The 23189-nt window shown below is 52.4% G+C and carries 19 protein-coding genes and 3 pseudogenes; 16 read left to right on the plus strand and 6 right to left on the minus strand.

Annotation, left to right across the window (positions count from 1 at the left end):
• Positions 1-218 precede the first annotated feature (218 nt).
• From AFL22_RS03860 to dld, 3 genes are all read right to left on the minus strand, one after another.
• Positions 219-2870, minus strand: a complete 2652-nt coding sequence (locus AFL22_RS03860) for a beta-N-acetylhexosaminidase (RefSeq protein WP_052270828.1) — start codon at positions 2868-2870, stop codon at positions 219-221.
• Positions 2871-2918: 48 nt separating this feature from the next.
• Positions 2919-4316 (minus strand): OprD family outer membrane porin, encoded by a 1398-nt coding sequence (locus AFL22_RS03865; RefSeq protein WP_052270829.1) that lies wholly within the window; start codon positions 4314-4316, stop codon positions 2919-2921.
• A gap of 293 nt (positions 4317-4609) precedes the next feature.
• Positions 4610-6313: a D-lactate dehydrogenase gene (dld, locus tag AFL22_RS03870; RefSeq protein ID WP_052270830.1), complete on the minus strand. Its 1704-nt coding sequence runs from the start codon at positions 6311-6313 to the stop codon at positions 4610-4612.
• Positions 6314-6468: 155 nt separating this feature from the next.
• Between dld and bglX the strand changes: the two genes are divergently transcribed.
• The gene (bglX, locus tag AFL22_RS03875) at positions 6469-8766 is read left to right on the plus strand and encodes a beta-glucosidase BglX (RefSeq protein WP_052270831.1); all 2298 of its coding nucleotides are present in this window, start codon (positions 6469-6471) and stop codon (positions 8764-8766) included.
• Positions 8767-8862: 96 nt separating this feature from the next.
• On the plus strand, positions 8863-9738 hold the full coding sequence (locus AFL22_RS03880) for an oxygenase MpaB family protein (RefSeq protein ID WP_052270832.1): 876 nt from the start codon (positions 8863-8865) through the stop codon (positions 9736-9738).
• Between the two features lie 238 nt (positions 9739-9976).
• Here the strand turns inward: AFL22_RS03880 and AFL22_RS24715 are convergent, their stop codons facing one another.
• Positions 9977-10150 carry a glyoxalase superfamily protein gene (locus AFL22_RS24715; RefSeq protein ID WP_228312227.1) on the minus strand — a complete coding sequence of 58 codons (174 nt, stop codon included), beginning with the start codon at positions 10148-10150 and terminating at the stop codon, positions 9977-9979.
• On the opposite strand from AFL22_RS24715, the pseudogene AFL22_RS24720 reads away from it, so the two are divergent.
• The 7 genes and pseudogenes from AFL22_RS24720 to AFL22_RS03910 form a co-directional block, all read left to right on the plus strand.
• Positions 10067-10303 (plus strand): annotated as a pseudogene (locus tag AFL22_RS24720) (methyl-accepting chemotaxis protein); the annotation flags it as partial. The gene AFL22_RS24715 and the pseudogene AFL22_RS24720 overlap by 84 nt on opposite strands.
• Before the next feature lie 741 nt (positions 10304-11044).
• The gene (locus AFL22_RS03890) at positions 11045-11293 is read left to right on the plus strand and encodes a hypothetical protein (RefSeq protein ID WP_233600682.1); all 249 of its coding nucleotides are present in this window, start codon (positions 11045-11047) and stop codon (positions 11291-11293) included.
• Between the two features lie 52 nt (positions 11294-11345).
• Positions 11346-11639 carry a hypothetical protein gene (locus tag AFL22_RS23100; protein ID WP_181955252.1) on the plus strand — a complete coding sequence of 98 codons (294 nt, stop codon included), beginning with the start codon at positions 11346-11348 and terminating at the stop codon, positions 11637-11639.
• 132 nt (positions 11640-11771) lie between these two features.
• On the plus strand, positions 11772-12104 hold the full coding sequence (locus AFL22_RS03895; protein WP_156311574.1) for a hypothetical protein: 333 nt from the start codon (positions 11772-11774) through the stop codon (positions 12102-12104).
• A gap of 160 nt (positions 12105-12264) precedes the next feature.
• Positions 12265-12477, plus strand: a complete 213-nt coding sequence (locus AFL22_RS03900) for a hypothetical protein (RefSeq protein ID WP_156311575.1) — start codon at positions 12265-12267, stop codon at positions 12475-12477.
• A gap of 269 nt (positions 12478-12746) precedes the next feature.
• Positions 12747-12963 (plus strand): annotated as a pseudogene (locus AFL22_RS24725) (DUF6434 domain-containing protein).
• Between the two features lie 905 nt (positions 12964-13868).
• The gene (locus AFL22_RS03910; RefSeq protein ID WP_052270837.1) at positions 13869-14552 is read left to right on the plus strand and encodes an O-methyltransferase; all 684 of its coding nucleotides are present in this window, start codon (positions 13869-13871) and stop codon (positions 14550-14552) included.
• 401 nt (positions 14553-14953) lie between these two features.
• Here AFL22_RS03910 and AFL22_RS23110 read toward each other — a convergent pair.
• Positions 14954-15405, minus strand: a pseudogene (locus AFL22_RS23110) (GNAT family N-acetyltransferase).
• Between the two features lie 259 nt (positions 15406-15664).
• Here AFL22_RS23110 and AFL22_RS03915 point away from each other — a divergent pair.
• Positions 15665-16075, plus strand: a complete 411-nt coding sequence (locus tag AFL22_RS03915; RefSeq protein WP_228312224.1) for a hypothetical protein — start codon at positions 15665-15667, stop codon at positions 16073-16075.
• 245 nt (positions 16076-16320) lie between these two features.
• Here the strand turns inward: AFL22_RS03915 and AFL22_RS03920 are convergent, their stop codons facing one another.
• Positions 16321-17277, minus strand: a complete 957-nt coding sequence (locus tag AFL22_RS03920; RefSeq protein ID WP_052270838.1) for a D-2-hydroxyacid dehydrogenase family protein — start codon at positions 17275-17277, stop codon at positions 16321-16323.
• Between the two features lie 334 nt (positions 17278-17611).
• Here AFL22_RS03920 and AFL22_RS03925 point away from each other — a divergent pair, with 334 nt between their 5' ends.
• The 6 genes from AFL22_RS03925 to AFL22_RS03950 all read left to right on the plus strand — a co-directional run bounded on the left by AFL22_RS03925 (position 17612) and on the right by AFL22_RS03950 (position 23091).
• Positions 17612-18172 (plus strand): hypothetical protein, encoded by a 561-nt coding sequence (locus AFL22_RS03925; RefSeq protein WP_052270839.1) that lies wholly within the window; start codon positions 17612-17614, stop codon positions 18170-18172.
• 264 nt (positions 18173-18436) lie between these two features.
• Positions 18437-18667 carry an EexN family lipoprotein gene (locus AFL22_RS03930; protein WP_033766753.1) on the plus strand — a complete coding sequence of 77 codons (231 nt, stop codon included), beginning with the start codon at positions 18437-18439 and terminating at the stop codon, positions 18665-18667.
• Between the two features lie 181 nt (positions 18668-18848).
• On the plus strand, positions 18849-19334 hold the full coding sequence (locus tag AFL22_RS23115; RefSeq protein ID WP_072000444.1) for a DUF2778 domain-containing protein: 486 nt from the start codon (positions 18849-18851) through the stop codon (positions 19332-19334).
• Between the two features lie 2 nt (positions 19335-19336).
• The gene (locus AFL22_RS03940) at positions 19337-19564 is read left to right on the plus strand and encodes a hypothetical protein (RefSeq protein WP_033766755.1); all 228 of its coding nucleotides are present in this window, start codon (positions 19337-19339) and stop codon (positions 19562-19564) included.
• 330 nt (positions 19565-19894) lie between these two features.
• Positions 19895-21004 (plus strand): suppressor of fused domain protein, encoded by a 1110-nt coding sequence (locus AFL22_RS03945; RefSeq protein WP_033779531.1) that lies wholly within the window; start codon positions 19895-19897, stop codon positions 21002-21004.
• A 191-nt stretch (positions 21005-21195) separates the two neighbouring features.
• Positions 21196-23091: a methyl-accepting chemotaxis protein gene (locus AFL22_RS03950; RefSeq protein ID WP_022625996.1), complete on the plus strand. Its 1896-nt coding sequence runs from the start codon at positions 21196-21198 to the stop codon at positions 23089-23091.
• Positions 23092-23189 lie beyond the last annotated feature (98 nt).

Raw genomic sequence — 23189 nt, forward strand, 5'->3', positions numbered from 1 at the left:
ATCGGAAAGACGCAAAAGCTGTCATCCATGACATGCTCGGCCCACGCCATCCCTGGCGTGGGACGCTTTCCTCTTCTGACCGTGTTCCCAGCGCATTAAGTTTCTTCATTGCTGCCAGATTCACCCTGCTTCAGGATTGGCAGCAATCAAAGGGCCGACTGCTGTCGGCCTTTTTTATGTTCAAACGCTGGCTTATCAGCCCATTCACACTTCGCTTTCTACAGGGATTCAACGCGGCTGGTGCGCTGCCCGTCGCGGCTCACCGAGCGGATTGCCACCGCACCGCTGACCTGCGGCGGTCTGTTGACATCGTAGCGCTGCCAGTTTGTGCCCTTGTCCAGACTGTACTCCAGCGTCACGCCCGGTAGGGCCACGTTCATCAACAGGATGCCATCAACGATTCTGGCTCCCGGCACCGGCAGGCGATAATTGATGCCCGCCTTATCCAGCTTCGCCAGTTCCCGCTGTCCCAGCAGATTGGCAAATCGCTGCCAGTCATTAAGGCGTGCCTGCTGATCGACGAGATGGGTTTTGCCCCCCGCATACTCCTGACCCGCCTTGTAATCCTGCTCCCAGCTGGCGCGGTGCCAGCTTCGTTCCGCTACTGCAAACAGGCGAGGATAAATCATGTGCTCCATTTGCGCGTCTGTGCGTAACGTTTCGCTCCACAGCTGGGCCGAAATGCCGTAAGCACCGCTCCAGGGCTTCTCTGATTTGGCGCTGAAAAAGTTGCCGTCGCGATCCACCGAGGTTTCAGCATTCTGCGGCAGGTTGTCCGGCGCGAAGCCAAAGATTTTGCGCTCGTCGTTGAAGCGTGTGCCCCAGTAATAACCGCGTTCCAGCGGGTTAACTTCATATGGAAAATCCAGATAGAGATAGTCGGGGCTGGAGATCACCACGTCGTAACCTTTCTGTGACCAGTCACTGGCTGTGTCAAAACCGCCCCAGTAGAGGGTGTCCCAGAAGTTGACCGCGACGCGCGGTGTGGCAAAGGCTGCTGAATCTTTGGCATGTTTTAAACCATCCTGCCAGGCCTGCATTTTGCCAATACCGTGCCGGTTAACAATGTCACTGACGGTCAGGGCAAAGTAGCTCGGCAGGTGCGCCAGATCGTCCACTTTGCCGCTCTTCACCAGCGCCTGACAAACCTGCGATTTCGCCCACGGCAGATCTTCTTTACTCCAGTCGCGCAGACCGGTGCCCGGTTTAGGGTCGCGTTTATCCGAGTAGCCAGCGCCCAGCCGGATATTCTTCGCTTCGTCACCGCCAAAATGCCAGACGCCGAGCGGCTGTCCCGCTTCCCGGTGCATCGCCTGAACTTCACCGATCACTTTATCGACAAACCGCTGTGAACCCGCAATGCAGGGATTGAGATAGCTGGTGCGGTCATAGAGCTGCACCGAGGTAGTATTGGAGTCGTCGGTGGGATCGATCAGGCGATACGCACTGGCCTGTTCAGATTGTCCCTCCTTCATCAGCCGCTGATAGCGTGCTTCCATGGCGATGACGGCGGCACGGGCATGGGCGGGCATATCGATTTCCGGGATCACCTGGATGTGACGGGCCTGGGCATACTTCACAATCTCGATGTAGTCGGCACGACTGAAATAGCCGCTGCCGTTGTTATCGCTGAACGGACCGGAACCGAGCTGCGGCAGCAGGCAGTGCTGTTCGCTCAGGTCATGGCAGCGCTTAGCCCCCACGTCAGTCAGTTCCGGTAAGCCAGGAATCTCAATCCGCCAGCCCTCATCGTCACTGAGGTGAAAGTGGAAGCGGTTCATCTTCCAGGCCGCCATCTGATCAAGCAGCCGCATGACCGCCTGTTTACTGTGAAAGTTACGGGCAACGTCGAGAAACGCGCCGCGATAGGCAAAGCGGGGCGAGTCATGGGCTTCCAGCGTGGCAATACGCGGCGCGCCTTCTGTGGGTATCAGCGAGAAAATCGACATCAGACCATAGAACGCACCGGCAGCATCGTAGCCCACCACAATGGCGCGGCGGGGAGTGATATCCAGATCGTATGCACCCGGTTTAGCCTGTTTGCCGCTGAAGTGACCCGGTTTGATCTGCGTCCTGATGGCAAATCCATCAGGATCTTCTTTCAGACCAAGCAGGGTCAGACGCTGCTTTACCGCCTCACCGGTTTCACGGGTCAACCCGGTCAGAGACAGACTGACGCCACGGCTGAGATCGGCATCCTGCGGACGCAGTTTCACCTCAAGCGGCGTGGGTGTGATTTGACCGCGCAGCGCGGAGGCGGGCAGGGTGGCAGCATCGCTGTTTTTATCAAACCGGCTGGCGGGTTGCATCAGGATATTCCGGTCATCGGCACTGCGTCGCCAGTTATCCCCCAACGGCAACACAAACTGACTGGGATCTTCATGATCGGTGCTGGCAATAATTTTGGGGGTGGCCTGCCCGGACGTCACATACCAGCGCGGCATCACATCCGTGGCAAACAGCTGCCAGTATTCGTTAACGATCGGAATCTGCACCGATTCGCCCGCGCCAATGCCGGTGAACTTCTCAGTCGGCTCCAGCCGGGTCAGGTCGCCGACCAGATGGGTCATTTTAAACTGTTCGTTATCGACCCGCAGCGTCTGGTGGACGTTGCTCATGTAGATTGCCCAGTGTTTATCGGTCAGGGCTGGGCCGTTATTGGTCAGGGTAATGGTGGCGCGATTGCAGGCGGCATAGTCGGCACCCAGCGCGGCGCAGTCGGTGCCATGCAGGGCGGCCTGATTATCGTTCACCTGATAAGTGACGCCAAACTGGCTGATCTGATTCACCACCTGCTGCGCTGACGAGCTGGCGTGGCCTGTGGCTGCAGCGCCCAGCAGAGTGAGCGCGATAAGGCTTAACTTAAACATATTGATTCATCCTTGCTGCTGAAGAGATATCCGGGAGTCTGCAGGGCGTCAGAACAGTGTAAACGGCACTATAACCATAAATTTGATGTCCTTCTCGTCCTGAAAAATGTTGCCGTAACCGCCGCTGTAACTGGGCAGATTGCTGTGATTGTCGTAGCGGGTGTAATGCAGTTTAAACAGGGTATCTTTGGCGCGCCCCTGCTGGATTTGATAGATCAGATCAAGGTTCCAGGCGGACTCTTTCAGCCGCTGGCTCTGGTCAACGGTGGGCAGCGTGGCGGGTCTGGCATCCCAGCCCCAGACGTACGATGCGCCCACTTTCCATCCCGCCAGTTGCCACGGCGTTAAGTCGAGCATCGCCCCGGCAAAGATCGCTTTTTCGCCATTGGCGTTCCAGTCGGAACGGGCATCCCACCAGATATCCAGTCGTCCATTGGAACTGGCGTAGCCTGGCGTCATGCGCTGCAGGAAGAAGCCCTGATTCCCCTCTGCTTTGACCCAACTGCCTTCGAGTCGCAGATCAACCGGGCCAACGGTATAGCCGACCGTGATTGCCTGTAACCAGGCCAGGCCGTCATAGACATCACGCGGATTAGCGGCACCACCCGATACTTTGTCGTGTGCGCCGTAAAACTGATAGCTGGTGTAGAGTGCATTGCCGCCAGGCGTGGCTGACCACGAGGCTTTGGCAAAATATTGATCCATATAATCCGCCGCCTGGCCAAATGCGCCCTCAAGCACCAGGTTATTTTTGAAGTCATATTTCATACCGAACGAATGCAGGTAGCTGACAGGCGTTTTGCCATCAGCCTGACGAAAATTATATAAATCACGATACCAGGGCGCTTTATATTTGTCGCTCCACATCCAGGAGAGCGATAATGTACCAGCCTGCTGGAAATCATACAGCGCACCGACTTCGACGCCGCGATAGGTTCCGGGTAAAAAACTCCAGTGTGGCGCAATAATTGTCTGGCCGGTTGGCTGAATATAACCGGCACGCAACCAGTAATCGTTATATTTTAATTTCAGTTCGGCTTTATAAACAGAAGCACCGCCGCTGTCGCCATTCCACTTTTCATCCCAGCGGGTACGCGCCTTACTGAAGCCAATTTCATTGGGTGCGGCGGGGCCGCTGTTGGAAAGCTCAGCAGCACCGAAAATGGCAAGGTCCAGACCAATCCACTCTCCGGCATAGCCTGACTGATAGTCGAGATTACTGTTGAGCGAGGCATGATGTAAATTAGCCCGATAGTGCCCCTGATATTCACTGGCGGGATCGGTGTCTCTGCGATCTCGCTGACGCTGCCAGTAAAAAACATTACCTTTCAGCGATGAGTCCTCAATAAATCCGCTGGCGTAGGCCGCTGATGAACTTATTGCAGTTAACGCTATTAATGCGGTGGCTATTTCAATTAACGCTAACGCGTAATTAATTTTTCGCATGATCACTCCTCCCTGAATGCAATCCGGATAATTAAGCAGAATATTATTATTGTGGCGGTAATCTATTTTTCGCGACGCGAATTATCAATTAGCGGCGTGGTGATTTGTGAACTATTGCGCAGAACCCGATGAGATAAAATAAAGCAGGTGCAATATGGGAGGGGAGATTAATTTTCTGATGAAAATGTTAGCTATTGGCAGGACTGTTGCAATGGGAAGCTGGTGGTGCGAACGGGCCTCCCGGTTGTATGACAATCAGCCTGCTCAGATAAGCAGGCTAATCCATAAGGCGATTAAACCTGCTTCACCGCCCATCCCTTTTGCTTACTGGTTTTGCCAATCCCAGGATTGAAGCTGTTGGTGGGATCGAGCTGGCGATAGAACGCCGCCAGCTGCGGTTTGGCCTGATAAAGATGTCCGACGTTATGTTCAGCGGGATATTCCGCGCCCCGCGCCTGAAGAATCTCCAGCATCTGCGCTTTGAGCGCATGCACATCGACGCCTTTTCTGACGATGTAATCCTGATGAAACACATGACAGAAGAAGTGACCATAGTAGAGACGATGGCTCAGCGAGGCGCGGATCTCATCGGGCAGGGTTTCGAACCAGTCCGCATCGTTACGACGCAGGGCGATATCCAGCGCCAGAATGTCCTCGACCTCATCAGAATGCACCGCGTGGTAGCGCACCGCCGCACCCGCCGCTGCAAAGCGATGCAGAAAGGCGTGCGTACCTTCTTTGCCTTCACACTCGAAGAATTCGCCACCGCCTTCACGGAAGTAGTCGCGCAGATAGTTACGCGCTTCCGCCACGCCGTCGCCAGACATCTTCAGCATCAGATGGTGTTCATATTTATCGCGATACTGCTTCATGCGTTTCGGCAGATGCGCCGGGAACAGTTTACTCAGGCGCTGCAACAGGCGATCGCTGAAGTGCGGTTTAACGAAGGAGAGTTTGCTCAGCCAGGCATCAACCCGCCCCTTGAGCGTGAAAAACAGCGGCATCTTGTCGGTGCCCAGCTTGTCGATCATCAGGAAGGTATCTTTGCCGTAGACTTCCGCAATGTCATAGATGTCGCGGTGCATATATTCGCCCGCCACCGGCAGATGGGTGAAATGCGCCAGCATGTGACGGCGGATATCGCTGAGAACGCCGGGCTCGTTGGTGCCGATGTAAAACACCTGCTGCTGCGGTTCGCTGGCAAAGGTATCGAGTCGTACCGCGAAGACCGCCAGCTTCCCGGCACAACCGGAGGCTTCAAACAGGCGACGCGCATCGGCGTTATAACGAGCGGGCGTATCCGCATCTACTTCACGAACCCGGTCGGCATATTCATGATCGGAGGCGTGACGGCCATCGTGCTGCACATCTTTGGGCTGCCAGCGGTCATCATCCAGCCGCCCCAGAATCTCCTCCGGTGACGTCCCAAGATCGATACCGAGATGGTTCACCAGCTTCAGTTTTCCCTGCGCATCAATCTGAGCAAACAGCGCCATTTCACTGTAGGCCGGTCCGCGTTTGATCAGCGATCCGCCGGAGTTATTACAGATGCCGCCCAGCACCGAGGCACCAATACAGGAGGAGCCAATCACCGAGTGGGGTTCACGCCCCAGCGGCTTTAGCGCTTTTTCCAGCTGGTAGAGTGTGCTGCCGGGGAACGCCAGCACCTGCTGGCCTTCGTCGATCAGCTGAAGCTTATCCAGCCGCAGGGTGCTGACAATCACCAGCGGACGATCGTAATCGTCGCCATGCGGCGTCGAGCCTTCGGTCAGGCCGGTATTCGCCGCCTGCATCAGGATAATGACATCGGCATTCACCAGCGTTTGCAGTACCCGCCAGAGCTCCAGCAGCGTACCGGGAAACGCCACCGCCAGCGCCTCGCCTTCGCCGGAGCGAAAGCCTTTGCGATAGCGCGCGGTCTGTTCAGGTTCAGTCAGCAGATGGGTAGGGCCGACCAGGCGGCGCAGGTCAGAAAGCAGGGCAGAGGTTTGTATCATGAGCAATTCCCTTGTCTTATCAGTGCGTCCTAACTGTAGCACGTCAACTCACCTCAACGCAGTGTGACAGCGGCAGCTACCTGCTATTCTCATCTTGTGGCACACTGCCGCCTGTTTATTCGATATTGCGCAGTTACTTAAGAGAACCCAACCTGATGAAATGGATTTACTCTGTTAGTCTCGCTGTCTCCCTCGCGATGCAACCGGCATTGGCTGAGACAGTGCCAGGTAACCACCCGATGACCGAACAGGCGCGGGATGCCTTCGTCAACCAACTGCTTAAAAAAATGACGCTGGACGAGAAGATCGGCCAGCTGCGTTTAATCAGCGTCGGACCTGATAATCCGAAAGAAGTGATTCGCGACATGATTCAGAAGAGTCAGGTTGGCGCGATTTTTAATACCGTAACCCGTCAGGATATCCGCGCGATGCAGGATCAGGCGATGCAGCTCAGCCGCCTGAAGATCCCGCTGTTTTTCGCCTACGACGTTATTCATGGTCAGCGCACCATTTTCCCGATTCCTTTGGCGCTGGCGTCGAGCTGGGATCTGGATGCGGTGAAAGAAGTGGGGCGCGTCTCTGCCTATGAAGCAGCCGATGATGGCCTGAACATGACCTGGGCGCCGATGGTGGATGTCAGCCGTGAACCGCGCTGGGGCCGTGGCTCCGAAGGTTTCGGTGAGGATACGTATCTCACCAGCGAAATGGGTCGCAGCATGGTGCAGTCGATGCAGGGCAAAAGTGCTGCCGATCGCTACAGCGTGATGACCAGCGTGAAGCACTTCGCACTCTATGGCGCAGTTGAAGGCGGACGCGATTACAACACCGTGGACATGAGTCCGCAGCGCATGTTCCAGGACTATCTGCCGCCCTATAAAGCTTCACTGGATGCCGGCAGCGGCGGCGTGATGGTGGCGCTGAACTCGATCAATGGCGTGCCCGCCACGGCGGACAGCTGGCTGCTGAAAGATCTGCTGCGCGATAAGTGGAAGTTCAAAGGCATCACCATCAGCGACCACGGCGCAATCAAAGAGCTGATCAAGCATGGCGTCGCCAGCGATCCGCAGGAAGCGGTGCGCATCGCCCTGAAGTCGGGCGTCGATATGAGCATGAGCGACGAATATTACAGCAAGTATCTGCCCGCTCTGGTGAAGAGCGGCGACGTCACCATGGCAGAGATTGACGATGCGGCGCGCCATGTGCTCAATGTCAAATATGACATGGGCCTGTTTAACGATCCCTACAGCCATTTAGGTCCGAAAGAGAGCGATCCGCAGGACACCAATGCGGAAAGCCGTCTGCACCGGGCTGAAGCGCGCGACGTCGCGCGTAAGAGCATCGTGTTGCTGAAAAACCGCCTGGAAACGCTGCCGCTGAAAAAATCGGGCACCATTGCCCTGATTGGTCCGCTGGCAGACAGTCAGCGCGACATTATGGGCAGCTGGTCCGCCGCTGGCGTGGCGAAGCAATCCGTTTCGCTGCTGCAGGGCATGCGCAATGCCACCGAAGGCAAGGCTACGCTGCTCTATGAGAAGGGCGCCAACGTTACCGATAACAAAGGGATTCAGGACTTCCTGAACCTCTATGAGCAGGCGGTTACCGTGGATACGCGTTCACCGCAGCAGTTGATTGATGACGCGGTCGCCAAAGCGAAGCAGGCCGATGTGGTGGTTGCCGCCGTGGGCGAAGCGCAGGGTATGGCGCACGAAGCCTCCAGCCGCAGCGACCTGGTGATCCCGCCGAGCCAGCAGAAGCTGTTAGCGGCACTGAAAGCCACCGGTAAGCCGCTGGTGATTGTGCTGATGAACGGACGCCCGCTGTCAGTGGTGAATGAAGATCGGATGGCCGATGCGATGCTGGAAACCTGGTTCAGCGGCACCGAAGGAGGCAACGCCATCGCCGATGTGCTGTTCGGCGATTACAACCCGTCGGGCAAATTGCCGGTTTCCTTCCCGCGCTCAGTAGGTCAGATTCCGATCTATTACAACCATCTGCCAACCGGTCGTCCTTACAACTTTGCTAAGCCGAACAAATACACGTCGCACTACTACGACGCGGCTAATGGCCCGCTCTATCCGTTTGGTTACGGCCTGAGCTACACCACTTTTACCGTGTCGCCGGTAAAAATGTCCTCACCGACCATGCCGCGTGACGGCAGCATCGAAGCCAGCGTAACGGTGACCAACAGCGGTAAACGCGATGGCGCGACGGTGGTGCAGATGTACCTCAACGATCCGGTCGCTTCCATCAGCCGTCCGGTGCAGGAGCTGCGTGGCTTTAAGCGCATCATGCTGAAAGCGGGCGAGTCGCAAACCGTGACCTTTAAAATCGACGTGGATGCGCTGAAGTTCTGGAACCAGCAGATGCAGCATGTTGCAGAGCCCGGCAAATTCAACGTGATGATTGGACTCGATTCCGTTCGTACCGAGGATGGGCAGTTCAACTATTTATAACCGTCAGCCTTTCCCCTGACGTCAGGGGAAGGTGACGCGGCGCGTCGTTAGCGTCCTGCTACGGCGCGCCGCGTCATATCCACTATCAGAGCCGCTATGATTAATCTGCGTGACCGCATTCAGCAGCAGGTATTTCGCCTTAACGGCCTGTCGATGAATGAATTTGACCTCTCTCAACCGCCTGGCGATCCCGGCCTGTTTGGCCCGGACAGCGTGATCTGGCGCGTCCACGGTGACTTCACCTCAATGATGTGCGGCGGGATCAGCGCGCTGCTGTTGCAGATGCTGCATCCGGCGGCACTGGCGGGCGTCTGGGATCACTCCAATTTCCGTGAAGATATGATGGGCCGCCTGCGGCGCACCAGTCAGTTTATCGCGGTGACCACCTACGGTAATTCGCAGGATGCACAGACGCTGATTGACCGGGTGAAACGCATTCACCTGAAAGTCAGCGGCGTTGATAGCGAAGGCAAACCCTATGCCGCCAGCGATCCGCATCTGCTGACCTGGGTGCATGTGGCGGAGACCAGCCGTTTTCTGGCCGCCCATCTGCGCTACAAAAATCCAAACCTCAGCCGCGCCGGGCAGGATCAGTACTATCAGGAAGCGGCGCAGATTGCCGAAGCGCTGGGGGCGGAGCAGGTACCGAAAAGCGTCGTCGATGTTGCGGATTATCTGCAACAGATGCGTTCAGAGCTGCGCTTTGATCATCGCACTGCCGAAGTGACGCGATTGCTGATGAATGCCCCCGCACCCAGCTGGCAGGCAAAACCGGTGATGAAAATCATGCTGAAGTCAGGGTTCGGGCTGATGCCAGCCTGGGCGCAGGCAATGTCCGGTACTGAGATCGGCCGCTTTCAGCAGGCGATCATTGACCGGAAGATTAATGCGATTGCGGTGGGATTAAGGTGGTCGATTCAGCGCGGTGCCTGGTATCGGGCGATGGTGCGGATGGGAAGGGATGTGGGGTGAGATGTTCACTGATAAAAGGGTGGGGGGCTAGTGGTCATAAAGAGATTAGGCAGCACTAGTGATTGATGCTGCTAATTGGATAGACGCTTTTGTTCACCCAATAAATTTATTTGGGTTATTCAAAATAGGCTGATCGGGGCAGATATCAACGTCCGCTTTGTGCCAGGAGCGGACATTTCGTGCGTATGAAAAAAGGGGTAATGCCTATGGCAATCCCCTTTGTATTGAGAAGAATAAATCAGCTTTGACAGAATCGGAGCCGGTTTCCAAATGGGTTGAAGACTTCCAGAATATCTCCCCAGTCCTGCTTCACTATTTCCGGGCGACCATAACGGAGATGGATGGTGTGAAGCAGCAGAATGCGTCGCTGGTCGAGGAATCTGCGTCGGCCTCGCAGAGCCTGCGGGAACACGTCTCCCCGCAGCTGCAGTCAGTGTCAGTGTCAGTGTTCACGCTTGCTAAAGTCTCACATCCCACAGCCACCCGGCATGCAATTGTATCTTCACCAACCGCAGTTAAGAAGGAAGCGCCTGCTGATACAGACGGAAACTGGACCACCTTCTGATGTCTGGCTGCGTCCTGCAGGGCGCAGCCGCCCTCCTTTATTCATATCATTTCTGTCGTCTCGTAGGCCTGCACGAATATAACTATCTTTGACAGACCAGCCTGCAGGAAGGGAGCCATGTACGGTGTTTTACGCGACAATGTCCAATAAAAGTGATGGACATTATTTTTGCGAACCCGGAGTGCGCCGGAGATACTGTCTAAATGCGAGGCTAACCTTTTAGTAGGCTTGAATATCTGAAGAATAGGCGGTTTTTAATTTTTCATAAATGCTTTTTTAAATAATCTATACAGCCTTTACTATTTTAAGAATGAAATTTTATAATTAATAAAAATGTAATGTGCTTCAGCTTGTAAAATATGTGACCGTGACGTGCATCTCACTTTGTGATTATGCCTAATAAATTAGCGCCGCACAGAAACATGCATTCGAAATCATGCAAATACTTTTGCTGCTTTATACACATCAGCTAATCCCGAGACACTTCTGATTACACCTGAGCTTCTTCTATTTTCCTGTTTTTTTTAATTTACTTGAGGTACCCCTACAGCGGGGTTATCCGTAATGTATTTTTTCTCATGTGTTTCTTACTTTAAGGATAGATTATGAGACCGAACAAAATCACTTTTGCTTTAGGGTTGTTACTGATCACTGCAGCTCGTCTGTCTGCCGCAACTCCATTGCACAGTGTGCCTGTCACATCAGACTCTGTGCATCCCTTTGTCTTAATCGGCGATGCCAATGGTGCCCCTGGTTCTGCCGGTGGCAACGGGGGTAATGGTGGTAATGACAACTCACCAGGAGCTCCTGGTGGGGATGGCGGTAATGGTGGTAATGGCGGTAATGCCGACAGTGGAAATGGCAGTAGCAATGGGAATGACAGCGGGGACAATAACGGAACCGGTAATGGTGACGGCAGCGATAATGGCGGCGGAGATGGCGGTGGAGATGGCGGTGGAGATGGCGGTGCATAATAAAAGGCATGCTTAATTTTAATACGCGGTGGATTATTTCATCGCGTTTTCATTATGGAGATATAAATATGAAATCCAATCATATAGTCATCAACTCTCTTATTTTCTCAGTTCTGACAATCAGTGCCTTGAGCGCCCACGCCTCGAACAAGCATCATCATAAACATAACGACTGCTCATATCTGAATGGGAAAAATGGCGGTACGACTGAAAATGGTGACGCTAATGGAGAAAACGGTAAGAAAGGGGTATCGGGGACGTCATGCATCGACGGTGGCAACGGCGGTAATGGCGGCAACACAAGTAACGGAAACGCAAATGGCGGAAGCGGCGCGCCCGGAGCTAATGGAGCTAACGGATGAATAGCAGAATAAATAAGGTTTTCACGTTGAGCATTTTTACCGTTGTGTCTCTCAACTCAATGGCAAATGCGTGGGCAAATAAGGAAGATACTAATGTAGTGTCTGTTTCCCATCTGGTTCATCAAATAGCTGATGGCGGGAATGGTGGTGACGGTGGCAGTGGCTCTGCAGGGGGAAATGGCGGGAATGGAGGAAACGGAGGAAGCGGGCCTGAGGGTGGTAATGGCGGCAACGGTGGCAACGGTGGCAACGGTGGCAATGGCAATAGTGCTGATTCGCCTGGGGGGAATGGCGGTGATGGAGGGGATGGGGGCAATAGCGGTAACAATGGGCAAGGAGGAGAAGGAGCTGCAGGAGCGAATGGAGCTGATGGTGGAAATGGAGGTGATGGCGGCAGCAATAATTCACCAGGAGGGAACGGTGGTGATGGTGGTGATGGCGGGGATGGGGGAAACACCTGATTAAATAAAGTGATGAATTGAATGAAGGAGATTTTAAATGCGAATTTTTCCTTTACGCACGTTTTTAAGATCATTATTGGTTATAGCTGTCATAACACTTCGAATAGCAATCTTCTGTACGCCTTCTTTTCTGCTGCCGGCTTTGACTTTCACCGCCAGCTTTAGTGCCATCGCAGACGATGGAGATGGCGGGAATGGCGGTGACGGGTCTGGCAATGGGAACGGTGGTGATGGCGGGAATGCCGGAGCCGGTTCTAATGGAGATGGAGGAGATGGGGGAAGCGGCGGCGAAGAAGGAGGTAATGGAGGAAACGGCGGCAACGGTGACGGTTCAGGCAACGGTGGAAACGGCGGCAACGCGGGACCCGGCGGATTAGGTGGTCAGGGTGGACAGGCAGGCAGCAATGGAGATCACGACGGCTCGCCGGGAATGAGCGGTGCCAGGGCTTCAAAGTAGTGTTGCTATTGAAAAGATAACGTGATGAATATCTGTCAGTCAGGTCACCGAGATTCCGGTATTAAGTGATTTCGCCCTGGCTGACTTCTTGACTCTTCAGTAGTTCCACTTCGTGCTAAAAACGGGCATTTCAAGGTCACGTGTTAAATTTGAACGCAGCTATCGTTTGTTTAAAACAGGAGCCAACAAATGAACATTGACTGGCATAGTTCTTCATTAACACGCTTTACAATCGTAGATAAAGACTACAAAAAACACACAAAACGTTCGCCGTTTTATGGTCAATGAGTGTGGTCCAGATTTCCGGTTTGATCGCGAGTTTATGGCCTGGATACGAAATGACGTACAAAAAAATCTGGGTGATGTGGTTGATGAGTGGAAGCGCAGACATCCACTTTCACTTTAGTGCAGGAACGTCCGGTCTTCGCTCATAGCGAACTACGCAATTGCAGATCTGCTTTATGCCAGTCGCGTGATTACCTGTATGCGGTTAGCGCAATAAGGCACCTGCCTCTGACAACCAGGATTTCTTACGGTCAGCTGAAAGAGGGGGGTATGCGCGTTTCAACATAACTGCGCGCTTCAGCAACCGAAAAAATCACTGCGACCGAGCAACGCCAGCGTTATTGGCGTGCCGCAGACCTTTTGCCCACATAGCTGTGGGGGGACCAGTGCGGTTCAGCTGGCTGACTATGATTTGCTACCACGAGGCATACATTAAGACGTATGAACGAAGAACCGTTATGTGTAACTTGCTGAGTCTTGCAGCCTTAAAGTCTTGAAAGATTAGTTTGCTTCGTCCTTCAGCCGGTGACGATAATTTTTCAGGACAACGAGTGTCACGATCTGACTGTAAATAAATCCGCCAAGCCCAGCTAATATTACGGTGCCGACTATGCCGCCAAAGTACGCTCCCGCGCCAGCAAGGACTCCGCAGAGAACGAGACCACCCCAGATCTGCCAGTGCCGGAAAGCCGATTTATACGCGCTCCGCCAACGCCTTCCACGCTCCCTCATAGATAAGTCTTTCAGTTCGGGGATACTTTTGTGGGTCCAGTAGATTTTCATGGCGAAGTCCTAGTTCAGATGGCTAAGCGAAGGAAAACATAAAACGCCAGCATAGGAAAGGTTCTGTCGATATCTGCTTCCCGCTCATAGCGGACTTTAGCCTGCGGAACGTCCGCTTTGTGCCAGAAGCGGACATTCGTAGTTCTGCAAAATTTAATGCCCCGAGAAGCGGTAACGTGCCAGGTGCTGTAACAGTAGGCATCTAAACTTCCTAAATGGACACTAAAGGAGAATAGATTCCCTATGCGAACCCCTGATTATGCCTCCCGAGATTCTGATAAATGGTCACAGGTAGATGCCTGGTTTGCTGAACAGCTCGCGCCTGAAGGAGCAGATTTAAAATACACACTTTCTAATAACTTAGAGCAAGGATTACCCACACACGATGTGTCTGCTTTGCAGGGAAAAATGCTGGCCATTTTCATTAAAATGACTCGCTCTGTCCGCGTTCTTGAAATAGGAACGCTTGGAGGTTACAGCACGATATGGATGGCCAATGCTTTGCCCCAACATGGAAGCATAACGACCATTGAGTTTAATAAGCATCATGCAGAGGTTGCCCGCCAGAATATAAAAAATGCCGGATTAACTGAGCGCGTCGAGCTTCACACTGGTGCTGCACTTGATGTCCTACCTACGCTTAAAGCACCGTTTGACCTTATTTTTATTGACGCCGATAAAGTAAATAATCCACGCTATCTGGAATGGGCAATCAAATTGTCGAAGCAAGGCACTGTAATTGTGGGGGATAACTCAGTACGTGGTGGTAATGTGATTAATTCTGCTAGTGATGATCCTAATGTGAAGGGTCTGAGAGAGTTTATTCAGATAATTTCAGCTGATGAGCGACTTGAGGCCACAGCCATTCAGACTGTTGGTGAAAAGGGATGGGATGGTTTCGTCATGGCTGTAGTTAAAGCCATATAATTATCTATCTTACCAACGCAAAGTTCAGCCGCCGCCAGGCGGTCTTTTCATACCATTCCCTGTAGATTATTAGACGCCAAATTCCTCATTGATTATCGCGTACTGGTTTTACTCATACTTTCGTTCTGGCCCGATTAATTCTGAGGTTTTTTTAGCAAGCAGGTCTGCTTCTTGCTCAAAGCTGCCAGTCAGTTCCTTTGATTTCCTGAAGATGTTTAAGCCGCCGTTCTGAATGCCTGGTCAGAAACGCAGAGTGTCCAGGGTGGCGCGGATTTAACTGTAATGGCTCTGATTTGCCTGAAAGTGGTTCGGTTTGGTTACGTCAGGGCTGTATCTCGTCAGGCATTCCTGAAAAGTGGTTCACTGGACAGAATATGCGGTCTATCCATAACGTGACTGTATCAATGCGCTGGGTCTCTGAGGCATAGATGGTGCGTGACTTTTTCTATGCCAGTTAAAGCAACAAAGCCAGCTTTTTCATAGAAAGTGAATGCCGATGGAGGAGCGTTTATGTTGATAAAATCAAACCAGTGGCCACAATCCTTAAGTATTTCACTGAGCAGGGCACTGCCAACCTGCCTTTTTCTCCATCCTGAGTCTACATAGAGATGTCGCAGACGTCCGATGCCAGTTTTTAGCGTAACGGGTCGATGTTGAGTCCACAAACGCCAATGATTAATCCGTCTACATAAGCCCCAATGAGTTTTTCTCAGGGTCTATCAAAACGGTTGTGTCCGCTAAGCCAGTTATCTTCCAGTCGGCGTAACATGTTAAATCCTTCAGCCATGCTCTGCGATATTAACTCAGCAAATCCTGGGCTGTCCGGGGTGACGCTTGTGAGTTGGATATCCATGTTTCTTCCAGTGATTTCAATCTGCATAGTCTGGACAGTATTATGATTGTGTCCAGTATGACAATGGCACACTCATACTTCCTACTGCCATCAATGTCCGCTCTGTGCCAGAAGCGGACATCTCATATTGGAGCTTTATTTCAACGTAGTAATGCATACTAATAGTCTAGAGTTAGTTAGTCACTGCTAAAAAATCTTAAATAAATCAGGTGTTAAAAACGTTAAGTTTGTAATTGCGCCAGTGAAAAACGGAGGTGATGTGTTGGCTAATCAGATAGATGAGTTGGAAAAGTCTTTAGGTGGGAAGCTAGAAAGATCAGATGCCAGAGTCATCCCCGGCATGGATGGCGCACCGACAAGGGAAACTATGTATTTTTCTGATGATGGGAAAAACAAATTCCGAAAGCAATTTAAAAATATTACATGCTTCGCTGATCCTACGAACGCAACTAGTGGGGGGGTCAATGAAGCAGGGTGCAGCATTACTCCACTGGATGGTCCGCTATTTCATGCTGTCATATATCACGGTGATATTGACGGATGGAGAAAGGATATCGAAGCTGGTGCCAAAGGCATGGGGTTGTTACTGGCTCAAATTGAAGGTGATCAATTTGTTATTACCGATGGCCGCTCTATTCCTCTGTCAGAGTGCAAAATAGAATTCTCTTAACCTTATCCTACTGATACCGGCCTGGCGCCGGTGTTTTCGCACTTGGTCTGCCCCTTTTTATCACTGACCTGCTCCCTGTTGATTAATATGTAGCTACGACAAGTCTTCATCTGTTGCAGAACAACTTTGACCGTCCGCTTCTCGCTCATAGCGGACCTTGTCCTGTTGTCGGTCGGCTTTGTGCCAGAAGCGGACGTTACTGGGATTAGTTGACAAAAAGGTGGTCCCATTTTTGAATAAATAATTCAAAAATTAATGACATGTGAAGTATCACCTTCAAAAAACCGCACAATATTATTAAATGCTGTTCTGAAATAGAGTGAATAGCTGGTCTTTTCAGCATATCCCAGATGTGGAGTACAAAGAACATTAGGCATTTGTAGATAAGGATCTTGTGGGTTGTACAAAGGTTCTTCTTCGTAAACGTCCAGTGCTGCAAATCCGGGCCGACCCTGTTTCAGTGCGTTATGCAGCGCGCCTTCACAAACAAGTTCAGCACGACTGGTATTCACGAATAACGCATCTGTTTTCATCAGCGCGAGATCAGCAGGCGTAATATTTCCTTCGGTTGCAGCTACCAATCTTTGATGTACTGTTATGACATCGCTGGTTGCAAAAAACTGCTCGCGGCTCTCCGGAACCAACAATCCGGCAGCACGTGCTTCTCCCTGCGCTCGCATACTTCCCCATACCTGAACCTGCATACCGAAAACGGCTGCAAATGAGGCGAGACGTTTACCTATTTTTCCATAGCCCAAAATGCCTATCACCTGATTATGGACGACTGAGCCTATTTCCGTTTGCCATCGGCCCTCAGCCATAGCATTCACCGACGAAACTAATTTTCGTCTGGATGCCATGATTAACAACCAGGTTAATTCAGCAGGCGCAACCGGGGAGCCAACACCTTCTACAATGGATACGCCAGCCCGTGTGCACGCATCAATATCAACATTTCTCGCCAGCTTACCGGTCTGACTGATTAATTTTAGATGCGGTGTGCGTCGCAGAAATGCTTCATCAATAACAGTTCTTTCGCGGATGAGTATCAATGCCTCTGCACATGATAACTGCTGATCTGCTAGTGAATCTTTGCTGAGATCTCCCAGCACTGAGCAATGGAATCTATCATTATGTTGGAGGAAATCCAGCTGTTGAGTTGCAAACTGATAGTCATCAGGAATTAAAATATGAATAGCCATCAAAAACCCTCATTTTTTATTTTATTTGAACGCTATTGTTTTCAGTAAGTTCAGATTGCATCATGCTTCCGATCCTCGAATTGTGGAGCATTTTCTGATATTTAACTCCTTAATTATTATATGTCAGTCTTTATGCTGGACGTCAATGTCCGCTTTTCGCTCATAACGGACCTAAGCCTGCAGTAAGTCCGCTGTGTGCCAGGAGCGGACGTGGCTAACATCGGAATGACTAATCTGCGGGGCTGGTCAGCACATATGACAACGTATGACGCTGTCGTGACCTCAGCTTGTAAAGTTGTATGAGTTGTTCTGCATTTCACACTTGGGATAGTCAGTGACATTACAAGCGACCTATATTGAACAGCTTACGCCCGGCGCTGAAACGGAAGGTGTTTCGATCATCGACGTCAATCCTTTTGGCTCTAAGGGGGAAAAGGATCGGCGACTGCTAATCAGAAACGACGGTGAGCCCCTTCTGATTTTACAGTTATATATACGTGCAGATGAGGATGGCTGGCTTATTTCCAGCGCCTTTTCTGATTTTCTCCTCAATGAATCCCACGTGGCTATCATTTGTGGGGACTATTTTCATGTTTTTGACATAGCCACACACGCGTTCAGAAGCCATCCACTAGGTGATTACGTCGGCCATATTTATTCAGTGCCTGACATCCATACTGACAAGCTACATGATCGGGTTTTGGTTGCAACTTACTGCCACGTTTTTCTGATGGATATTGCTGCAGGCATTCTCTGGAAATCCAGGCAGTGCGCCATTGATGGTGTAATCATAACATCAATAGAGAATGATACCGTGCTTGGCCAAGGAGAGTGGGACCCGCCAGGAGGCTGGGAATCTTTTAAGCTCGATCTTAAAACGGGTATCCTGATTTGAAAAAGGAGTTACCCTCACAGTAATTGCTAAAAGCGGATTTTGCTAGCATCGCAATATCATAATTTATGGGGACAAGTCAGGTTGACCTGCTCCCATTTGATTAATACACCTAGGTTTAACTAGCTCTTCATGGTACTGAGAACAACCGCTAAGTCTGCTTCTCGCTCATAGCGGACATTGTTTTTGACAGTCCCTGCTTCATTCGTTCGGGCGCACTACTGCTCTATAACTGCGGTCGCAATTAATTCTTTAAAGGGAAATCTGATGAAAGCAGGACTGCTTTCACTGGTTTTGCTGGCTACCACGCTGCTTACCGGTTGGGATGCTGGCGCGAAGGGTATTGATTGGTATAAAGCGCATGACGCGGAGCGCAAAGCTAAATATGAGGAATGCACGAAAGCCTTTGATCCACGCGATACCGAAGACTGCCGCAATGCGATTGATGCCACTGTCCACGGCGGCTCTTTTACAAAGAGTCCTAATAAAAGTTGGTAAATTCAGGCGAGCCGCCGCCTGGCGGTTTTTTATGCCTTTCTGCGGGCACAGGTAACGTCCCTCCAGTCAGCCACTCAAAGGCAGATGCCGGGCACAATTGACATTGTTCTCCCAAAAAGCAATAGTTAATTTTTAGAATCAAGTGGATCTACTATATTCGCACATAAGGAATGGAGTTCTCATGTCATATAGCTGCTATTTACTTCTCAATCGGCGTGAAATGACCAGCCTGAGCTGCCCTGGTATTGGTACATTTCCTGCTTTTTCTGGTCAAAAAGAAGGCCGCAATAATCCAGAAAAAACAAACGTACCTGATATAGGCCCAATAGTTCGTGGCCGTTACTTTATTGTAGAACGACCTTCAGGTGGAAGATTGGGGCCGTTTAGAGAACGCTTGTTGAAAGACATATACGGTACGGATCGTTCAACATGGTTTGGACTATTTCGTGACGATGGAAAAATCGATGACTACACGTTTGTACAAGGCATCAGGCGGGGCAATTTCCGTCTGCACCCTATTGGGCCATTAGGGCTGAGTGAAGGCTGCATCACACTTCAACATCCTCTTCAGTTCAATTACATGCGCGACATGTTCCTTAAATCTGGCCCAACGCTTAACATCCCGGGCAGCCAGCTCAAAGCCTATGGAACGGTAAAGGTATACTAACGATGCGCTTTATTTTAACTATTTTTCTGTTTGTTTTTTGCGCGATTGCTATTTCAAAAGCTATTGCTGTCATAGTGCCGGTAACATTCTTTTATGCCATCGCAGGATTTTTCAATATTAATGGCGATGAGGCAACCATCGACTTTGTACTCTCAGCCAACATCCTTATTTCTGTCATTATGTCTGTTGCGCTTTTATGGGTGCTGAAAGCTTTTTTCAAAAAGCATTAAACAGGACGATATGAGTACCATGGATTAGAGAAGTCAGTCTGCTAACCATAGTGAACGCTACAATCAACACCGTATCCGGTTAACTTTATGGGGCAGTGCATCGCGCTCCTTCGCTGCATCCACCCGTTACTGTAAGAGCATTATCAGACCGTGATGGTATGAGTATGCTGCCAGATGGGCCTCTGCTCCCGCCAATTGCGCCTGCTGTACTCTTCACCACCCCTCCAACTCCCACACTTTGAGACTATTACCCTTGTCTCAGATAGCCGCAGCCAGGATCCTGCTCTATTCTCGGGGAAAATGGATTCCTCCAGGCTTTGTCGAGGCACTATGACGTACAAATCCCTGATTGCTGAAGTCCACAATCAGCAGCGCACCCTGACCGCTATTGTCGAACAGGATGAGCGCACTGCCTATTTTTACATCTGGCCAACCGACCTGTTCCGCAGCCAGTATGCGGTACGCGGCTGCTGGCTACGAAACCTGCTGCCGGCACCGGCGCAGGAAGATCGCGAGGCGATGGAGCAGGGCATAGCGCCGCTGCTCAGCGCCGAGTATTGCCGTAATCTGGAAGCGGAACCCGCGCTGGATCCAGCTGGTCTGCAGGTGCTATGGGAGCCGAGCGATGATGGCGCGGCGCTGTGGTATTACGGCCAGCTGCTGGCGGTGATCCCCGGCTGGAGTCTCTATCAGGAGAAGCAGGTGAGCTTCTCTGCAGGCTGCATCAAAAAGAACCGGCTGACGGCACCGCTGGGGTCGGCATCAACCAATGACTACTACGCCCGTGCGGAGCATCAGCGTCAGTTCTGGCGCGAATGGCACGACGGCAGCGAGTGGGATAAGGTGCAGAACGATCTGATGGCCTGCTATCAGGCGCGCTTTGGCGAGTCAGTGAAGTATTACGCTATCGATCAGGGCAGCTGGCCGCCGATGGCAATCTCCCAGCACTGGCATCAGGGCGTCTGGTATTTCCTGACCATCGGCATGAGCATTCGGCCGATGCCGCAGGTCGATTATCTGTTTGATGAGCTGGCGCCGCAGTATCGCCGCATTGAACTGGGTATGGCGGTTGACGGTGAAGTCATGACCGAAGGCAACGCGGTGCAGATGGCCAGCGCGCTGGCGGAGTTCGTGCATCTGCCGTGGGCGCGGCTGACCTGGCTGGGCGAGGGCCATACGCTGGCGTCGGAAGTGGCCCCCGTCGGCTTTGAAAGCTTCCTGCTCGCCAATGAGCTGGCAACCGATCAGGCGCAGTTCTCGCTGCCAAAACGCGACGGCGATCGCCCGACTCTGCTCTGGACTACGCCGATTACTGAAGCGGAGCGGCAGTTCGCGCAGGCGGATGAACATGGCGGTCAGAAGTTACGGGAATTGTTAACGGCGGATGGCAATAATCACATCTTCCGCCCGCGCCAGCAGGTCGTCAGTTCAGAAGAGTAGGCCAGCAATAATGCGGCTGTTCGCCCATTCCCCGGCGCCCGCCGGGGATGTGATAGTTTCCATATGAAATTAAATTTTTACAAAAATCAAACATTTCTCAAATATGTGATCCTGCTCATCTCAAGTTCCCGCTTGCCGCGCCGTTAAACCCGATCAGGCAATCGCGCCGCACCAGGTTCAGGGGAACGAAGATGTTTAAAACAACACAATCCCGCTTCACCGCAACAATGATCGCGTTCTTTGTTGCGCTTTTACTCGTTACAGTCTGGGTTATTAATCAGTTTGTCGCGCCACAACTGGTGGATAGCGAAAGCCGTCTGGTTCGCTATCAGGTGGATTCGCTGGCTTCCGGTATCGTTGAACAGATGAACCGCGTTCAGGCCCAGCAGCGCGCCATTACCGAAGCCGCATCTGTCATGGACAGCGCCACCATCGACACCCTATTACCGACGCTGGTTAACCAGTATCAGGACAGCAATGTGTTTGGTGGCGGGATCTGGCCACTGCCAAATCGTCGTGACCCGGCCAAAGAGAAGGACAGCAGCTTCTTTGCCCGTAATGCCAGCAATGAACTGCAGGTGAACACCTACTGGAACTCCGACGCGGCTGACAAATACTGGGAGCAACCCTGGTACAAAGATGGCATGGCCGCTCCGAAAGGCCAGTGTGCCTGGGCAAAAGCCTATCAGGATGCCGCCAGCCCGCAGCCGCGTACCAACTGTGCTATGGCCATCTACAAAAACGGCACGGCCTGGGGTGTCGCCACCATCGACGTGACGCTGGGGTTCTTTAACCAGCTGGCGAAGCAGATGGGTGAAACCATTCAGGGCAACGTCCTGATCGTCGAAGCCGACGGTAAAGTCGTGGGCAATGGCGCACTGGTGAATGCCGCACCGAAGCTGGAGAACCTGGCTGACGTGCAGATGCCGATGGCAGCACCGCTGAAAACGCTGCTTAACGGTGTTGGCAATCAGCCGCTGGAAACCACCTATGACAGCAGTGAAGGCGAGCAGACGCTGTTCGTGCAGGCCATTCCAGGCAGCCCGTGGTATCTCGCCAGCAGCCTGCCAACCAGCCTGCTTAAAGCGCAGTCGCACAACATGCTGACCCGCCTGGGTCTGGTGCAGATCCCTCTGGCGGTGATCCTGCTGCTGGTGTCGCTGGGCTTTGTCCGCGCCATGATGAAACGTCTTAACGTGCTGAACAGCAACATTGAAGCGCTGTCGACCGGTGGTGCGGATCTGACTCAGCGTCTGCCAGCCAGCAACAGCCCGGAATTCAACGCCGTCGCGCAGAGCTTTAACCAGTTCATCAGCTATCTGCAGGGGCTGCTCCAGCAGGTGGGCGACAGCGCGCTGGCGATCACCGCCGCGTCGCGGGAAATTGCCAGCGGCAACGCTAATCTCTCTTCCCGTACCGAAGATCAGGCCAGCTCGATTGTAGAAACGGCCGCGTCGATGGAGCAACTGACCGGCACCGTGCGTCAGAACGCCGATAACGCCACCCACGCTAACCAGCTGGCGGGTGATGCCTCGCAGGTAGCCGCACGTGGCACCGAAGTGGTCCGTCAGGTGGTCACCACCATGGGCGAGATTCATCACTCATCCCGTAAAGTGGTCGATATCATCAGCGTGATCGACAGCATCGCATTCCAGACCAATATCCTGGCGCTGAACGCCGCAGTAGAAGCCGCACGGGCCGGTGAACAGGGTCGCGGTTTTGCGGTGGTGGCATCGGAAGTGCGCAACCTGGCACAGCGTTCAGCCAACTCGGCGCGTGAGATTAAAAAGTTAATCGAAGAGTCGGTGGCGAACATCGATACCGGCAGCGCGCTGGTCGAGCAGGCGGGTCAGACCATGGATGAGCTGATGAAGGGCGTGAGCAGTGTGACAACGCTGATGAGTGAAATCATGTCAGCCAGCCGCGAACAGAGCCTGGGCATCGAACAGGTTAACGTTGCGATTACTCAGCTGGATGGCACTACGCAGCAGAACGCCGTGCTGGTGGAGCAGGTTTCTGCTGCCGCGCAGGCGATGGAATCGCAGAGCACCCAGCTTGAGCGGGTGGTTCAGAGCTTCCGACTGTAATCCCTCTCCAGGCCAGCCTTGCTGGCCTGATTTTCTCTCTGCTTCATCCGCTTATCTCCGCCTGACCCGGGTAAAAAATCCTCGATGATCCGCCCAAA

The organism is Pantoea sp. CFSAN033090, from assembly GCF_001264395.1.
Lineage (GTDB): Bacteria > Pseudomonadota > Gammaproteobacteria > Enterobacterales > Enterobacteriaceae > Pantoea > Pantoea agglomerans.

Coding starts and splice junctions, on each gene's coding strand:
- AFL22_RS03910 (WP_052270837.1), top strand. CDS start 13,869: ATGCGAACCCCTGATTATGCCTCCCGAGATTCTGATAAATGGTCACAG.
- dld (WP_052270830.1), bottom strand. CDS start 6,313: ATGATACAAACCTCTGCCCTGCTTTCTGACCTGCGCCGCCTGGTCGGC.
- AFL22_RS03930 (WP_033766753.1), top strand. CDS start 18,437: ATGAAAGCAGGACTGCTTTCACTGGTTTTGCTGGCTACCACGCTGCTT.
- AFL22_RS03890 (WP_233600682.1), top strand. CDS start 11,045: ATGGTGCCCCTGGTTCTGCCGGTGGCAACGGGGGTAATGGTGGTAATG.
- AFL22_RS03895 (WP_156311574.1), top strand. CDS start 11,772: ATGGCGGGAATGGTGGTGACGGTGGCAGTGGCTCTGCAGGGGGAAATG.
- AFL22_RS03950 (WP_022625996.1), top strand. CDS start 21,196: ATGTTTAAAACAACACAATCCCGCTTCACCGCAACAATGATCGCGTTC.
- AFL22_RS23115 (WP_072000444.1), top strand. CDS start 18,849: ATGTCATATAGCTGCTATTTACTTCTCAATCGGCGTGAAATGACCAGC.
- AFL22_RS03865 (WP_052270829.1), bottom strand. CDS start 4,316: ATGCGAAAAATTAATTACGCGTTAGCGTTAATTGAAATAGCCACCGCA.
- bglX (WP_052270831.1), top strand. CDS start 6,469: ATGAAATGGATTTACTCTGTTAGTCTCGCTGTCTCCCTCGCGATGCAA.
- AFL22_RS03920 (WP_052270838.1), bottom strand. CDS start 17,277: ATGGCTATTCATATTTTAATTCCTGATGACTATCAGTTTGCAACTCAA.
- AFL22_RS03860 (WP_052270828.1), bottom strand. CDS start 2,870: ATGTTTAAGTTAAGCCTTATCGCGCTCACTCTGCTGGGCGCTGCAGCC.
- AFL22_RS03940 (WP_033766755.1), top strand. CDS start 19,337: ATGCGCTTTATTTTAACTATTTTTCTGTTTGTTTTTTGCGCGATTGCT.
- AFL22_RS03880 (WP_052270832.1), top strand. CDS start 8,863: ATGATTAATCTGCGTGACCGCATTCAGCAGCAGGTATTTCGCCTTAAC.
- AFL22_RS03945 (WP_033779531.1), top strand. CDS start 19,895: ATGACGTACAAATCCCTGATTGCTGAAGTCCACAATCAGCAGCGCACC.
- AFL22_RS23100 (WP_181955252.1), top strand. CDS start 11,346: ATGAAATCCAATCATATAGTCATCAACTCTCTTATTTTCTCAGTTCTG.